Annotated in this window: 12 protein-coding genes, 1 pseudogene and 1 riboswitch; of the genes and pseudogenes, 11 read left to right on the top strand and 2 right to left on the bottom strand. The window is 73.8% G+C overall.

Annotation, left to right across the window (positions count from 1 at the left end; genetic code table 11):
• Positions 1-72 precede the first annotated feature (72 nt).
• Together ACFWOG_RS06865 and ACFWOG_RS06870 are read left to right on the top strand one after the other, a co-directional pair.
• On the top strand, positions 73-1575 hold the full coding sequence (locus tag ACFWOG_RS06865) for a sensor histidine kinase (protein ID WP_380355504.1): 1503 nt from the start codon (positions 73-75) through the stop codon (positions 1573-1575).
• A 7-nt stretch (positions 1576-1582) separates the two neighbouring features.
• Entirely contained in the window at positions 1583-2308 is a 726-nt protein-coding gene (locus ACFWOG_RS06870) for a response regulator transcription factor (RefSeq protein ID WP_329947920.1), read from the top strand.
• Positions 2309-2497: 189 nt separating this feature from the next.
• On the opposite strand, the pseudogene ACFWOG_RS06875 reads toward ACFWOG_RS06870, so the two are convergent.
• Positions 2498-3211: pseudogene (locus ACFWOG_RS06875) on the bottom strand (phosphatase PAP2 family protein); the annotation flags it as partial.
• A gap of 296 nt (positions 3212-3507) precedes the next feature.
• Between ACFWOG_RS06875 and ACFWOG_RS06880 the strand changes: the two are divergent.
• Positions 3508-4107, top strand: a complete 600-nt coding sequence (locus ACFWOG_RS06880; RefSeq protein WP_380355508.1) for a hypothetical protein — start codon at positions 3508-3510, stop codon at positions 4105-4107.
• Positions 4108-4223: 116 nt separating this feature from the next.
• On the top strand, positions 4224-5282 hold the full coding sequence (locus ACFWOG_RS06885) for a MazG family protein (protein ID WP_380355511.1): 1059 nt from the start codon (positions 4224-4226) through the stop codon (positions 5280-5282).
• A gap of 60 nt (positions 5283-5342) precedes the next feature.
• On the opposite strand, the gene ACFWOG_RS06890 is transcribed toward ACFWOG_RS06885, so the two are convergent.
• Positions 5343-5765, bottom strand: a complete 423-nt coding sequence (locus ACFWOG_RS06890; RefSeq protein WP_329947917.1) for an SDR family NAD(P)-dependent oxidoreductase — start codon at positions 5763-5765, stop codon at positions 5343-5345.
• Positions 5766-5922: 157 nt separating this feature from the next.
• Between ACFWOG_RS06890 and ACFWOG_RS06895 the strand changes: the two genes are divergently transcribed.
• From ACFWOG_RS06895 to ACFWOG_RS06925, 7 genes are all read left to right on the top strand, one after another.
• Positions 5923-7221: a cytochrome P450 gene (locus tag ACFWOG_RS06895; protein ID WP_380355514.1), complete on the top strand. Its 1299-nt coding sequence runs from the start codon at positions 5923-5925 to the stop codon at positions 7219-7221.
• A 230-nt stretch (positions 7222-7451) separates the two neighbouring features.
• Positions 7452-7598: riboswitch (cyclic di-AMP (ydaO/yuaA leader) on the top strand.
• 5 nt (positions 7599-7603) lie between these two features.
• On the top strand, positions 7604-8557 hold the full coding sequence (locus ACFWOG_RS06900) for a transglycosylase family protein (RefSeq protein ID WP_380355517.1): 954 nt from the start codon (positions 7604-7606) through the stop codon (positions 8555-8557).
• Between the two features lie 252 nt (positions 8558-8809).
• Positions 8810-10096: a phosphopyruvate hydratase gene (eno, locus tag ACFWOG_RS06905; protein ID WP_329879994.1), complete on the top strand. Its 1287-nt coding sequence runs from the start codon at positions 8810-8812 to the stop codon at positions 10094-10096.
• A 110-nt stretch (positions 10097-10206) separates the two neighbouring features.
• Positions 10207-10698: a septum formation initiator family protein gene (locus ACFWOG_RS06910; RefSeq protein WP_329879993.1), complete on the top strand. Its 492-nt coding sequence runs from the start codon at positions 10207-10209 to the stop codon at positions 10696-10698.
• Positions 10670-11332 (top strand): DUF501 domain-containing protein, encoded by a 663-nt coding sequence (locus tag ACFWOG_RS06915; RefSeq protein WP_380355576.1) that lies wholly within the window; start codon positions 10670-10672, stop codon positions 11330-11332. Before ACFWOG_RS06910 ends, ACFWOG_RS06915 begins: the two co-directional genes overlap by 29 nt.
• Positions 11329-12270: a Ppx/GppA phosphatase family protein gene (locus ACFWOG_RS06920; RefSeq protein ID WP_329947913.1), complete on the top strand. Its 942-nt coding sequence runs from the start codon at positions 11329-11331 to the stop codon at positions 12268-12270. Before ACFWOG_RS06915 ends, ACFWOG_RS06920 begins: the two co-directional genes overlap by 4 nt.
• A gap of 439 nt (positions 12271-12709) precedes the next feature.
• Positions 12710-14101, top strand: coding sequence for an FAD-dependent oxidoreductase (locus tag ACFWOG_RS06925; RefSeq protein WP_329879990.1), 1392 nt, complete (start codon positions 12710-12712; stop codon positions 14099-14101).
• Positions 14102-14170: the final 69 nt, after the last annotated feature.

A 14170-nucleotide genomic window follows, 5' to 3' on the forward strand; every position in this document is an offset into this window, starting at 1 on the left:
GTCCGACTTCCTGCGTGCGGGCATGACTTTCGACAGATCCGCAGCCCCCGCGTGTTCCGTAGGGTCGTGCGGATGTGGACGAGCGTGCGATGGGCGGACCGGGGGTTGCTGGCGGTGGCGGCGGCCGGGATCGGGCTGAGCCCGGTGGCCCTCTGGTGGGTGGTGCCGGCGATCGGGGCGGCCTTCCTGGCCGGCCGGCGGATGGACCGGGCGCGCCCGGCGGTGGTGGTGCTGGCCGTCCTGGTCGCCGCCGGGGTGCTGGCCGCGGTGGCGGTGCCGGCGTGGATGGTGGCGGGGACGTCGTTCGTGTCGCTGCTGGTCTGCGCCGGGATGGCGCCCTGGATGGTGGGCCGGTTCTGGCGGCAGTCGCAGGAGCTGGTGCGGGCCGGCTGGGAGCGGGCGGAGCGCCTGGAACGTGAGCAGCGGCTGGTCGCCGAGCAGGCCCGGATGCGCGAACGGGCCCGGATCGCCCAGGACATGCACGACGCCCTCGGTCACGACCTGAGCCTGATCGCCCTGCGGGCCGGCGCCCTGAAGCTGGCGCCGGACCTGGCCGGGCCGCACCGCGAGACGGCCCAGGAGATCAGGGCGGGTGCGGCGGCAGCGGTCGAGCGCCTCGGCGAGGTGATCGGGATCCTGCGGGACGAGGCCGACGAGCACGACGCCCGGGGTCCCGCCGACGCGGGTGTCCCGCAGCTGGTGGCCGAGGCGGCGGCGGCCGGTCTGGAGGTCCGGCTGACCGTGACCGGCGAGCCGGACGGCCTGTCGCGGGCGGCCGAGCACGCCGCGTACCGGGTGGTCCAGGAGGCGCTGACCAACGCTGCCAAGCACGCGCCGGGGGCGCCGGTGGAGGTGCGGGTCGCGTACTCGGCGGACGGCGCCCGCGTCCTGGTGGCCAACGGCCCGTCACCGTCGGCCCTCGCGCCGTCGCCCCTCCGGTCCTCGCCCCTCCGGTCCTCGACCCTGCCGTCGTCAACACGTCCGTCGTCGGCACCGGGGGCCGTGCCCGGGAGCGGTGGCCGGGGTCTGATCGGCCTGGCCGAGCGGGTCCGGCTGGCGGGCGGCACCTTCGACCACGGGCCGTGCGCCGCAGGCGGGGGCGGGGGCGGGGGCGGGGGCTTCGAGGTGTCCGCCTCCCTGCCGCGGTCCGGCGCGCCGGCCGTTCCGCCACCCGGGCCGGTCGTCGTGTCGCCGGCCCGCGAACTGCGGCACGCCCGCCGGCGGGTGGGCCGGATGATGGCGGCGGTCGTCCTGGCGCCGCTGGCGACCGCGCTGGTGCTGACCGCGGGCCTGCGCGCGTGGACGATCTACTCCACCGGCCGCGCCGTGCTGGACCCGGCGGACTACGCGTCGCTCCGGGTCGGCCAGGACCGCGCGACCGTGCAGCGGTTTCTGCCGGACCGTCAGGTTCCGTACCATCCGTCCGTGGGCGATCCTCCGCCCCGGGGAGAAGGAGTGACGTGCGAGTACTACGCGATCACGGCCGAGCCGTTCAACAACGACCGCTCCGGGGACGCGTACCGGCTCTGCTTCCGGGGGGACGTGCTGATCTCCCTGGACGCCCTCGTCTCGTGAGCGCCGGATGAGCGGCCCGGAGCCGGCCACGACCGGTCTGCCGATCCGGGTGGTGATCGCGGACGACGAGCCGATGGTGCGGGCCGGTGTGCGGGCGGTGCTCACGACCGACCCGGGGATCGAGATCGTCGCCGAGACCGGGGACGGCCGGGAGGTGGTCGAGCTGGTGCGGCGGCACCGGCCGGACGTCGCCGTGCTGGACATCCGGATGCCCGGTACCGACGGCATCACCGCCGCCGCCGAGATCCGCCGGACGGCCGTGACCACCCGGACCGGGTCCGCGACCGGGATCGTCATGCTGACGACCTTCGGCGAGGACGACTACATCCTGCGGGCCCTCGGCGGCGGCGCCAACGGGTTCCTGATCAAGTCGGGCGAACCGGAGGAGCTGATCGCCGGCGTCCGGGCGGTGGCGGACGGCGCGGCCTACCTCTCACCCCGGGTGGCCGCCCGGGTCGTGGCCCACCTCGCCGCCGCCGGGTCCGGCGGGCCTGCCGACCGGCGTGCCGCCGCCCGTGAACAGGTGGCCGGACTCACGGCCCGGGAGCGGGACGTCCTGGCGCTGGTCGCGGCCGGGTTGTCGAACGGCCAGATCGCCCGCCGGATCGGTGTGGTGGAGGGGACGGTGAAGGCCCACGTGAGCTCCGTCCTGGCGCGGCTGGGGGTGGCCAACCGGGCGGCCGCGGCTGTCCTCGCCCACGAGGCCGGTCTGACCGCGGCCTCCGGAACCTGACCCCGCCGCCGGGTCCGTCTCCGGACCCGGGGCGGCGGCCGGCGTCGTGGCCCGGGCCAGCAGCAGCGGCCCGAGCGGCCGGACGCCGTTCTGCGAGTCGACCAGCGCCGTCGCCGAGGGCAGCAGCGCGACGACCAGCGCGGCCGTGACCGTTCCGCCGAGAGCGGCCCCCGCGACCACGTCGTGCGGGTAGTGCACGCCGGCCGCCACCCGCAGCGCCGCCGTCCCGAGGCCGACCGGGACGACCAACCAGGCCCGGCGCGGGCTCAGCAGCACGAGGCCGGTGGCCAGCGAGACGGCCAGGGTCGCGTGGTTGCTGGGGAACGACCAGTCGCCGGGCGGAGGGCAGTCCGCGAGCACGGTGGCCGGGAGCCCGACCAGCGCGCGGCAGGGCCGCTCCTCGTCGATCACGGTCTTCAGCACCTCGCTCGCCCCGTACGCGAGCACCGTCCCGAGGCCGGTGAGCACCACCCCCGCGACCGTGCGGGCGTCCCGTCGCCCCCGCGCCGTCCACCAGCCGAGCGCCAGCAACAGGCCCAGCACCAGCAGTCCGGCCTCGGTCGCGGGCTCCACCAGCTCGGCCGCCGGGCGCGGCGCGTCGGCGACGGCCTCCACCACCCGCCGGTAGCCGGTGGCAGACGCGCCGGCGACCACCCGGACCGGTCCTTCCCCACCCCCGTGCGCGGGGGCCAGCAGGCCGACCAGACAGGCCCCTGCCGCCGGAAGCACCACGGCGAGGGTCACCCGCAGACCCGCCGTCCGTCCTGCGGTCCGTGCTCCCGCCCTCCGTCCGTTCCTCGTCCGCCCGCCCGATGCCCGACCGCCCGATGCCCGACCGCTCCCGGTTGCCCGGCGCTCGGCCGCCCGCCTCCCGGCAGCGTTGTTCCTGACCGTTTTCGACATGATCGGGACGGTAGGAGCAGCAGGTGGGCCACGACCTGACCCGAAAGGCAGACGGCGACCTGGACGATCGTCAGGGTTTACGCCCGAAGCCCGCAGCCCGAAGCCCGAAGCCCGAAGCCCGAGACACGAGGACCGAAGCCCGCGCCGCCCCGTGTGACCCGTTCGGGCCACGGTCCGCGCCTGGCCGCCCGCCCCGGCCTAGGCTCGGGAGGAACGCCCGGCCGCCCCCTCGCCGCCCAGCCCCGACCCCGCCGCGCGCCTTCCCCCGTAGCCACGGAAGCCTCCCGGAGATCGCCATGCACCGTCGTCGGACCGCCGCCGCCGGTGCCCTGCTGGCCGTTGCGGGCCTGTCCGCGTGCGGGAACGCCGGGCTGACGGCGGGCACCGCGGCGGTGCTGGACGGCCGGCGGATCCCGGTCGGGGCGGTGGAGGCGCGGGTGGCCGCACTGCGGCACGTGTCCGGCGGCGCGTCGGCCGATGCCCGGCAGGAGTCGGACGGACTGGTCAGGCGGGCCGTCACCGATCTGGTGCTCGACGCGGTGGTGGCCCGGGCGGTGGCCGACCGGGGGCCGGCGGTCGGTGCGGCCGAGGTGGCGGCGGCCCGCGCGGCGGAGGAGGTGCGTTACGGCGGCGCGGAACCGCTGGCCGGGGCGCTCGCCTGGCTGGGCGTGCCGGGCGGGGCGATCGACGACCACCTCCGCCGCCGGCTGGGGATCCACCGCCTCGCCGCGGCCGCCGGCCAGGACGCCGGCACCCCGACGGGAGACAGGGCGGTCCGCCGGGCCCTGGCCGCCGCCGCCGTCGCCCTCCACCTGCGGGTCAACCCCCGGTACGGCACCTGGGACCCGGACCGCGTCGGCCTCGCCCCCGCCGCCCACCCCTGGCTCGCGCGCTGACCGCTCCGGACGGCGCGGGCGGGGTGCGGAGCGGCGGACGGCGGCAGGCACTCCCGGGCGGCCGGGCACCGAAACCCGCGAGCGGGGAGACGACGGCGCCGGGTAGGTTCGGGGATGTGACGACGAATCCTCCGGGCGCGAAGCTGATCCTCCTCACCACCACCCACCGGGTGGCCCCCGGGCTGCTGTCCTGGTCCGCGTGGGAGGCCCTGCGGTCGGCGGGGCGGGTGCTGGCGGGGGACGCCGGGCATCCGCAGCTCGCCCCCGTACGACAGGCCGGCGTCGAGGTGGAGGTCGTGCCGGCCGGCTCCGCGCCGTCGCTGGCCAGGCTCCTGACCGGGCAGCAGGCCGGGGAGGGCCCGACGGTCTGGCTGGGTGGTCCGGACGGGGACCCGGGGCTGACCGACGCGCTGGCGCGCCTCGCGGTGGAGCACGCGGGCGAGGTGCCGGAGATCGAGGTGCTGCCGGGCTCGTACGACCTGCCGGGCGCCCGCCTGCTGGACCTGGCCTCCGTGATGGACCGCCTCCGCTCGCCGGGCGGCTGCCCGTGGGACGCCGAGCAGACCCACGCCAGCCTGGTGAAGTACCTGGTCGAGGAGGCCTACGAGCTGGTCGAGGCGATCGAGGAGGGGGACCGCGACACGCTCCGCGAGGAGCTCGGAGACGTCCTGCTCCAGGTGTTCTTCCACTCCCGCATCGCCGAGGAGCACCCCACCGACCCCTTCTCGGTGGACGACGTGGCGGGCGACATCGTCGAGAAGCTGATGTACCGGCACCCGCACGTGTTCGGGGACGCCGAGGCGACGGGCGCCGCCGAGGTGGAGGCGAACTGGGAGACGCTGAAGGCCGCCGAGAAGTCGGAGCGCGAGTCGGTGCTGGACGGCGTGCCGGCCGGGCTGCCGTCGCTGGCGTACGCGGCGAAGCTGGTGTCGCGGGTGCGCCGGTCCGGGTTCGCGGGCGTGTCGGACGAGCCGTACGAGCTGCCCGCGGAGCTCACGCCGGAGTCGGCGGGCGGGCTGCTGCTCGCGGTGGCGCAGCGCGCGCACGACGCGGGGGTGGACGTGGACGCCGCGCTGCGGGCGGCGGCACGCGGCTACCGGGACGCGGTCCGCGCGGCCGAGGGCCTCAAGCCCGAACAGTCGGAGCAGTCGGAGCAGCCCGAGCAGCCCGAGTAGTCGGAGCCGCCCGGGCCACCCGCGCGCGGCGGACCGGGGCGCCCGGCCCGCCACCGCGGGTCAGACCCGCGCGACGTCCCTCGCCGGCCGCCGCTGCGCCGGGACGACCTCGCCGATCGCCTCGCCGACCAGCGCGACCAGTTCGGCGAGCCGCTCCAGGTCGAGGTGGTCGGGCAGGTCGGCGAGCGACACGATCCGCTCGCCGTCCGGTCCGGCCACGCAGAACAGGTCGATCGGGCCGAGGTGCTTCTCGGCGGTGTCGACGAGGGCGGCGACGTCGCTGGGGCGGCGGATGTCGCCGCAGACGCCGACGACCGGGCAGCCCGGCCGGTCGAGCTCGGTGGCGAGGTCCTCGGCGATGCCGACCTGCTGGTCGGCGATGAGGATCCCGGCTGCTCCGGCGGCGGTGAACCTGCGGGCGAGGTCGGCCCCCGACCCGCCGTGGAGTACCGCGATCACGACGACCGAACCGGTGTCCCGCATGGTGTTGCTCCTCCCTGTGGGCGGCCCCGCACCGGCGCCCACGGACATCTTGCGGAGGATCGTAGGCACGTCCTGACCCTCCGCAACAGGGAATACCCCTCAGGTGACCAGACTCACGCCTGTCGTGTCCGACTTGCACCCGGGATACCGTCGTTCCATGCCAGTCCAGCCCGCCTCCGCCCGCCCTCCGCTCTTCACCTGGGACTTCGCCGCCGACCCGTACCCGGCGTACGCGTGGCTGCGCGAGCACGAGCCGGTGCACCGCACCACCCTGCCGAGCGGCGTGGAGGCGTGGCTGGTGACGCGGTACGCGGACGCCCGGCAGGCGCTGGCGGACGGCCGGCTCTCCAAGAACCCGGCGAACCACAGCGAGCAGGCGCACCGCGCCGGCCGGGTCGGCATCCCGGGCGAGCGCCAGGCCGACCTGATGACGCACCTGCTGAACATCGATCCGCCGGACCACACCCGGCTCCGCCGTCTGGTGTCGAAGGCGTTCACGCCGCGCCGGGTGGCGGCCTTCGAGCCCCGGGTGCAGCAGCTGACCGACCGGCTGATCGACGGGTTCGCGGAGCGCGGGAGCGCCGACCTGATCCACGAGTTCGCCTTCCCGCTCCCCATCTACGCGATCTGCGACATGCTCGGGGTGCCCGCCGAGGACCAGGACGACTTCCGGGACTGGGCCGGGATGATGATCCGGCACGGCGGTGGCCGGCGCGGCGGTGTGGGGCGCGCGGTGAAGCGGATGCGCGAGTACCTGGCGGAGCTGATCCACCGCAAGCGGGCGGACCTCGGGGACGACCTGATCTCCGGGCTGATCCGGGCCGGTGACCACGGCGAGCACCTCACCGAGAACGAGGCCGCGGCGATGGCCTTCATCCTGCTCTTCGCCGGGTTCGAGACGACCGTGAACCTGATCGGCAACGGCACGTACGCGCTGTTGCGCAATCCCGGCCAGCGCGCCCTGCTCCAGGAGTCGATCGCCCGTGGCGAGAGTGGTCTGCTGGAGACCGGGATCGAGGAACTCCTGCGCTACGACGGGCCGGTGGAGCTGGCGACGTGGCGGTTCGCGACCAGCCCGCTGACCATCGGCGGGGTGCTGATCCCGGCCGGGGACCCGGTGCTGGTCGTGCTCGCGGCGGCGGACCGGGACCCGGCGCGGTTCGCCGACGAGAACACCCTCGACCTGGCCCGCGCGGACAACCCGCACCTGGGCTTCGGGCACGGCATCCACTACTGCATCGGCGCCCCGCTGGCCCGGTTGGAGGGGCGGTCCGCGCTGGCCACGCTGCTCTCCCGGCTGCCCGACCTGCGGCTCGCCGAGAGCCCGGAGAACCTGCGGTGGCGCGGTGGTCTGATCATGCGTGGACTTCGTGAACTTCCCGTGGAATTCACCCCCGAGAAGATGCCCGAAAGGGCCTCTTCCGGGCAGTCGTCCGGTGCTCCGTCCGATCGGTGAGGCGACCCGCGACACGCTGACGGAAGGTCTCCGACCAGGCAGGACGGCGAGATTGAACCGTCACCAACCCGGACATAGCGCCCCCGTTGGTGGGCGATCCATCACCTGACGTGATTTCCGTGTGATACCGACGATATGAGCTTGTGATTGCTCTACGGATCTGTCTACTCTCCGTGGAGTTCGCAGCTGCGAGCCCCGAGCACGGAACGCCGAGTCCTGCCCGTCGTGCCCCGGGAAACCGACCAGACCCTGGGCAGGGGCGGGGGAACCAGGTTTGTTGCCGTCCCCCACGGCTTGGGGTGAAGCCGCCTCGCGCGGCCGGGCCACCTCCCGGTCCGAACCCGACAGCTCACCTCGCAGGCGTGCGGAGAGGGACCTCTTCATGCTGTTCGTCGGAACCGGCCGTCATCGTCGTCGTACCCAGACCGAGAAGGCCATCGCCGTCGCCGGCGTCGCCGGTGTCGGGCTGGCCCTGCCGATCCTCAGCGCCACCGGTGCCTCCGCCGCCCCGGTCTCCACCTGGGACGCGGTCGCCCAGTGCGAGGCCGGCGGCAACTGGAGCATCAACACCGGCAACGGCTTCTACGGCGGCCTGCAGTTCACGCCCAGCACCTGGAAGGCGTTCGGCGGCACCTCGTACGCGCCGCAGGCCAACCAGGCCTCCAAGGCGCAGCAGATCTCGGTGGCCGAGAAGGTCCTCGCCTCGCAGGGGCCGGGCGCCTGGCCGGTCTGCTCCAAGAAGGCGGGCCTGAGCAAGGGCGGCGCCCCGGCGGCGGTCGACACCTCGGCGGACGCCAAGCCGGCCGTCCCGCAGGCCGCCACCCAGCCGAGCGCGCCGCAGACCACCGCCCCGCAGACCACCGCGCCGAAGCACGCCGCGCCGAAGTCGGCCCAGCAGGAGAAGCCGGCCCAGGCGGCCAAGCAGGCCCCGAAGCACGCCGCGCCGAAGCCGCAGGCCCAGCAGGACCGGCCGCAGGTGCAGCAGTACGGGCAGGCCCCGTCCTTCTCCGGCATGTCCGGCTGGGACGCCGACGCGAAGGTGTTCTGGTACGAGAACAACGGCGGCTGGTACTGGACCAGCCACCAGAGCGTCTACCAGCAGTACGCCGGTCAGGCCGCGGTCCAGGACGCCCGTCCGGCCGCCGCCCAGAGCGCCCCGGCCGCCCAGCAGGGCGCGGGCCACGGCTACACCGTCCGGGCGGGCGACACGCTCGCCGGCATCGCCGCCGGCCAGGGTGTCTCCGGCGGCTGGCAGGCGCTCTACGACGGCAACCGCGGCACCGTCGGCGGCGACCCCGACCTGATCGTCCCCGGCCAGGTGCTCACCCTCGGCTGATGCCGTTTCGCCGGTGGATCGCGAGGGGGGGCCGGGTTCGACCGGGTCCGGCCCCTTCGTCCCGATCCGGCCCCCTTCCGTGGGGCAACCAGGTGAACTACCGGCGGGTAGCCGTGCCACACGCTGAGACGGGACCCGGGCCGACGTGGCCCGGAGAGCCCGTGCGGTTAGGCTCTGGTCGTAACGACTCCGCAATCGTCCGGCCGACAGCACCCACCGTCAGCCGAACCTGTTTCCGCTAGGAGATGCCTCGTGCCGTCCATCGATGTCGTCGTAGCCCGTGAGATTCTCGACTCGCGTGGCAACCCCACGGTCGAGGTCGAGGTGGGCCTCGACGACGGCAGCACCGGCCGCGCCGCTGTCCCGTCAGGTGCCTCCACCGGCGCCTTCGAGGCGCTGGAGCTCCGCGACGGTGACAAGAACCGCTACTTCGGCAAGGGCGTGGAGAAGGCCGTCCTGGCCGTCATCGAGCAGATCGGCCCGGAGCTCGTCGGCTACGACGCCACCGAGCAGCGCCTGATCGACCAGGCCATGCTCGACCTGGACGCCACCCCGGACAAGTCCTCGCTCGGCGCCAACGCCATCCTGGGCGTCTCGCTGGCCGTCGCGCACGCCGCCTCCGAGGCCAGCGACCTGCCGCTGTTCCGCTACCTGGGCGGCCCGAACGCGCACGTCCTGCCGGTCCCGATGATGAACATCCTCAACGGCGGCTCGCACGCGGACTCCAACGTCGACATCCAGGAGTTCATGATCGCTCCGATCGGCGCGGAGTCCTTCTCCGAGGCCGTCCGCTGGGGCGTCGAGGTCTACCACACCCTCAAGGGTGTGCTGAAGGAGCGCGGCCTCTCCACCGGCCTGGGCGACGAGGGCGGCTTCGCCCCGAACCTGGACTCCAACCGCGAGGCCCTGGACCTCATCGTCGAGGCGATCCAGAAGGCCGGCTACGTGCCGGGCAAGGACGTCGCGCTGGCGCTGGACGTCGCCTCCTCCGAGTTCTACGAGGACGGCGCCTACCAGTTCGAGGGCAAGGCGCTCACCTCCGCCGAGCTCATCGAGTACTACGCCGGCCTGGTCGCCGCCTACCCGCTGGTCTCCATCGAGGACCCGCTGGACGAGTCGGACTGGGACGGCTGGAAGGCCATGACCGACAAGCTGGGCGACAAGGTCCAGATCGTCGGCGACGACCTGTTCGTCACCAACCCGGCCCGCCTGGCCCGTGGCATCGAGACCGGCACCGCCAACGCGCTGCTGGTGAAGGTGAACCAGATCGGCTCGCTGACCGAGACCCTGGACGCCGTCGAGCTGGCCCAGCGCAACGGCTACCGCTGCATGATGTCGCACCGCTCCGGCGAGACCGAGGACGTCACCATCGCCGACCTGGCCGTCGCGACCAACTGCGGCCAGATCAAGACCGGTGCCCCGGCCCGCTCCGAGCGCGTCGCCAAGTACAACCAGCTGCTGCGCATCGAGGAGATCCTCGACGACGCCGCCGAGTACGCCGGCCGCGGCGCCTTCCCGCGGTTCAAGTACGAGGGCTGACACACACAGCTCCCGCCGGTGCCCCGCCTGTTCACCCCGTAGGGTGGACGGCGGGGCACCGTCGCGACCAGGAGGGGACACCGGAGATGGCAGGCTGGAGGATCCCGGGCTTGGCGGCCCGGCCTCGGTTCACGAGCCGGGCGACCGTCCTCGTGCTGGTGCTCTGCTCGCTGGTGGCGATCCTGGCGTACCCGACGCGGCAGTTCATCTCGCAGCGTTCCGAGATCTCCTCCCAGCGGGCCAAGGCCGAGCACGCCCGGCAGCAGGTCGAGCAGCTCCGCCGGGAGAAGGCCCGCTGGCAGGACCCCGAGTACGTCAAGGTGCAGGCCCGCGCCCGGCTGCACTACGCGATGCCGGGGGAGACCCCGTACATCGCGGTGGACCCGGCCGCCGGGGAGGCGACCAGGTCGTCCGTCGGCGCGCCGCCGCCCGCACAGGGCCCGGCCACCGGGCCGGCCAAGGCGGCCAGGCCCTGGTACGCCGGCATCTGGGACTCGGTGGACGCCGCCGCAGCCCCTGCCGCCGCCCCGGCCGCCGCCTCCGCCCCTCCCTCACCACCCGCCCCCGCCCCCGCTGGAGACAGCTCCTCCCATGACCACTGAGAACCACCCCACCGTCTCCGACGAGGACGTCGCGGCCATCGCCGCGCAGCTCGGCCGGGTCCCGCGCGGCCTGCGCGGCGTGGCCCACCGCTGTCCCTGCGGCAACCCGGACGTCGTGGAGACGGCCCCCCGGCTGCCGGACGGCACGCCGTTCCCGACCCTGTACTACCTGACCTGCCCCAAGGCCGCCTCGCTGATCGGCACCCTGGAGGCGGACGGCGTGATGAAGGAGCAGAGCGCCCGGCTGGCCGAGGACCCGGAGCTGGCCGCCGCCTACCGGAAGGCGCACGAGGACTACATCGCCCGGCGCGACGCCATCGAGGTGCTGGAGGGCTTCCCGAGCGCCGGCGGCATGCCGGACCGGGTCAAGTGCCTGCACGTGCTGGTCGGCCACTCGCTGGCGGCCGGCGAGGGCGTCAACCCGCTCGGCGACGAGGCGATCGGCCTGCTGGAGGACTGGTGGGCCAAGGGCCCGTGCGTCTCCCCCGCCGAGGTCACCGCGGCCGGTGAGCGGGTGGCCCGCAACCGGGCCAAGGCGAAGGACGATGCGGCCGTGATCGCGGCCAAGGAGCAGAAGACCGCCGAGCGCGCCGCCAAGCGGGCCTCCCAGGAGGCCGGGGAGGACGGCGCGTGACCGTCACCAGGGTCGCCGCGATCGACTGCGGCACCAACTCGATCCGGCTGCTCGTCGCCGACCTCGACCCGGAGACCGGCGCGATCACCGACCTCGACCGGCGGATGGTGATCAACCGGCTGGGCCAGGGCGTGGACCGGACCGGCCGACTGCACCCGGACGCGCTGGCCCGCACCTTCGCGGCCTGCCGGGAGTACGCGGAGGTCGTGTCCGGCTTCGGGGTGGACCCCGGGCGGATCCGCTTCGTGGCGACCAGCGCCTCCCGGGACGCCGAGAACAGCGCCGAGTACATCGAGGGCGTGCGCGCCGTCCTGGGCGTGGAGCCCGAGGTCGTCAGCGGCGAGGAGGAGGCGCACCTCTCGTTCGTCGGCGCCACCAAGGAGTTCACCGGCGGTCAGTTCCCGGCGCCGTACCTGGTCTTCGACCTGGGGGGCGGCTCGACCGAGTTCGTGCTCGGGGACGAGGACGTGCGGGCCGCGCGTTCGGTGGACATCGGCTGCGTCCGGCTGACCGAGCGGCACTTCGGCGGCGCCGAGCTGCCCTCGGCGGAGCAGGTCGAGGAGGCGCGGGCGCACGTCCGGGCCGAGCTGGACCGGGCGGCGGAGAGCGTCCCGCTGACCGGTGCGGCCACCCTGGTCGGCCTGGCGGGCACGGTGACCACCCTCTCGGCCATCGCCCAGGACCTCCCCCGGTACGACTCCGAGGCGATCCACCACTCGCGGATGAGCCGCGCCGAGGTGGCCGCGATCGCCGAGCGGCTGCTGCGCGCCACCCACGCGGAGCGGGCGGCCATCCCGTCGATGCATCCGGGCCGGGTGGACGTGATCGCCGCCGGAGCGCTGGAACTGCTGGAGATCATGGAGCGGACCGGCGCCGCCGAGGTGGTCGTCAGCGAGCACGACATCCTGGACGGGATCGCCTGGAGCATCGTTTCCTGACCGGGCCCCGCCCCCCCTGCCACGCCGTTTTCCCGGCCCCGGCACCCCGTTGCGGGTGCCGGGGCCGGGGCGCGCCCGGGGCCGTGCGGGAAAGTTCGTGAATTTCTTCACATGGAGATCCCGTCATTCGCCCCGGGGACGGGCCCGGTCCGTCCGATATGTGGGACCGAAGGCCCGCCCGGCATGACAGCCGCTGGATCGCAGGTCCCGTCCCGCCAGAGGTTTGAAAATCGAAATCCTGTGGGGGAACCCGGGCCCCGTACGGATCGTTGCTGCTCAGCGGGGCCGTTCGAACGGACGTGCTCACGGAGGGGTCGGACGGGCCGCGAGGAGTCGACCGGGAAGCGATTTTGGGGGCGCGAAGTGTAGCACGGGGTGTCCAGAAGCTTGTGAGCGGGCTCACGAAGGCTGCTCCGAACGGTGCTGGATACTTTCGGATATGAGCACCACGGAGCGTCCTCGCATCCTCATTGTCGGCGGTGGTTACGTCGGCCTGTATGCCGCGATGCGCATCCTCAAGAAGATGCGTTACGGCGAAGCGACCGTCACGGTCGTCGACCCGCGGTCGTACATGACGTACCTGCCCTTCCTCCCCGAGGCGGCCGGCGGCAACGTCGCGCCCCGCAACCTCGTCGCGCCGCTGCGCAGCGCCCTCAAGCAGGCGGAGGTGCTCACCGGTGCGGTCACCGGTGTGGACCACGCCCGTAAGGTCGCCACCATCCAGCCCGCGGCCGGCGACTCGTACGAGCTGCCCTTCGAGTACCTGGTCGTCGCGACCGGCTCGGTCTCCCGCACCTTCCCGATCCCGGGTCTGGCGGAGCACGGCATCGGCATGAAGACCGTGGAGGAGGCCATCAGCCTCCGCAACCACGTCATGGCGCAGCTGGACAAGGCCGAGTCCACCACCGACGAGGCGATCCGCCGCAAGGCGCTGACCTTCGTCGTCGTCGGCGGCGGCTTCGCCGGCGTCGAGACGATCGCCGAGATCGAGGACATGGCGCGCGACGCCGCCAAGATCTACAAGACGGTCAGCCGCGACGACATGCGCTTCATCCTGGTGGAGGCGGCCAACCGCATCCTCCCGGAGATGGGCCCGGACCTCGGTCTGTGGACCAAGGAGAAGCTCGAAGAGCGTCAGATCGAGATCTACATCGAGACCTCGATGGACTCCTGCGTCGACCAGCACGTCGTGCTGAAGAACGGCGTCGAGGCGGACGCCTCCACCATCGTGTGGACTGCCGGCGTGAAGCCGAACCCGGTGCTGGCCGAGTTCGGTCTGCCGCTGGGCCCCCGCGGCCACGTCGACACCGCGCCGACCCTGCAGGTCCAGGGCTTCGACTACGTCTGGGCCGCCGGCGACAACGCCCAGGTGCCGGACCTCGCCGCCGGCGAGGGTGCCTGGTGCCCGCCGAACGCGCAGCACGCCGTCCGCCAGGCCGCCGTCCTCGGTGACAACGTCATCTCCGGCATGCGCGGGTTCCCGCAGCAGGAGTACAAGCACAAGAACCTGGGTGCGGTCGCCGGTCTCGGCCTGCACAAGGGCGTGGCGATCCTCTTCGGCAAGTACAAGCTGAAGGGCCGTCCGGCCTGGTGGTTCCACCGCCTGTACCACGGCGCCATGGTCCCCACCATGAACCGCAAGGTCCGCGTCTTCACCGACTGGACCCTGGCCGTCTTCCTGAAGCGCGAGGCCGTCGGCCTGTCGCAGATGGAGAAGCCGTTCGAGGCGTTCCAGGAGGCCGCGGCGCCCGCGCCCAAGCCGGTCGAGGCCGCCAAGCCCGCCGAGGCCGCCAAGCCTGCTGCCGACAAGGAGCTCGCCGGCAGCAAGTAGGCGACTGCGGACCCCGGTGTGGGAGCACCGGGGTATGAGTCGGAGGCCCTCCGCCCGGCAGCGTTGCCG

Origin of the sequence: Kitasatospora sp. NPDC058406, assembly GCF_042722765.1 — a bacterium.
Lineage (GTDB): Bacteria > Actinomycetota > Actinomycetes > Streptomycetales > Streptomycetaceae > Kitasatospora.